This window comes from Rhizobium sp. PP-CC-3G-465, from assembly GCF_004343445.1.
Classification (GTDB): domain Bacteria; phylum Pseudomonadota; class Alphaproteobacteria; order Rhizobiales; family Rhizobiaceae; genus Ferranicluibacter; species Ferranicluibacter rubi.
Map to the genome: position 1 here is coordinate 1 of NZ_SLYH01000061.1, position 1059 is coordinate 1059.

A 1059-nucleotide genomic window follows, 5' to 3' on the forward strand; every position below is an offset into this window, starting at 1 on the left:
TTTCGAAGATGCGCTGTGCAAGGCTGATTGTCGTACGAACGTTCATATTCGCGAGGACAACGCGATAACGCCGCCTCAGATTGGGTGCCGCATCAGCTCTTACCCCTGCTCTATATCGGCTTCCGGCGCGATCGCCGATAGACGGTCGTTGGCGGCGTCCATCATCACAGTCAAAAACTCCATCCGCTGCCACCCGACAAGACGCGCCTCTTAGACAAGCAACTGGACCGTGTAATCGACCGCCAGTTTGAGTTCCTGCTGGCGTTCCGGGTCTCCAACGGGACGGACTGGAGGATCGATCATGTCATGCCTTTTTAATAAAGACAGATCGCTGCGGACGGGTCGGGCGCTCGGCTGCCGTTTCGTTGGCCACAGGCAGAAACCGGAAAAACTCCTGCGTTCACCATCTCCATCGTGTCCGGTCGACACGCCGCGATCTCGGAAAAGGTAAGTATCGCATGTCAGGTTAGTTCCGTTCAGCCCGGCGTGCCACAGCGGCCTTTCTGTCGTGACCGGGATCGATATTCACTCGATGTCTTTCTCGAGGTACGACGAGATGATGCGCCGACCGCTCGGAATCAAAACGCGCATGCTTCCGGGTGGACATGTGCCCTCAGGGGATGTACGTACGGTAAATCCGCCGTGTTGGCTCAGTCGGGGCTGATCGTCGACGGCAGCTTGATATCCGCGGGCGACTTCGTGCCGTAATCACCTCCGCGAAATCCTGATCGGCCTCCTGGTTTGTCTTAGTAACGTCCTCGGATACCTGGTCGGCCAACGCCCGTTCGCCTGCCCGTTTCCAGTGATCGTCGTGACGGCCTTCGGGCCGCCCTTCATCTTCCCATATGCGATAGGCCCTCTCGCGCTTCTGTTCGTCATCGGCACTCATGATGCCCTCCTTGGATTGGTAACCGCCAACAACGCAAGCATGGAAAATTCGTTCCGCCGACGGCCTTGTCAATATCACAAAGGAGCCCTTAGAATGTCAGGTGGAATGGTAGCTCACGATTGGGGACGTGTCGTTGAGTTACTATCAGGGTCCGGTATAGCGGACGGCAC

Annotated in this window: 1 protein-coding gene; it reads right to left on the reverse strand. The window is 57.2% G+C overall.

Features of this window, described 5'->3' with window-relative positions; translation table 11 throughout:
- Positions 1–613 precede the first annotated feature (613 nt).
- On the reverse strand, positions 614–889 hold the full coding sequence (locus C8J33_RS28040) for a DUF2934 domain-containing protein (RefSeq protein ID WP_132665935.1): 276 nt from the start codon (positions 887–889) through the stop codon (positions 614–616).
- Positions 890–1059 lie beyond the last annotated feature (170 nt).

Excerpts from the sequence above, each read along its gene's own strand:
- C8J33_RS28040 (WP_132665935.1), bottom strand. The coding sequence starts at position 889 with ATGAGTGCCGATGACGAACAGAAGCGCGAGAGGGCCTATCGCATATGG.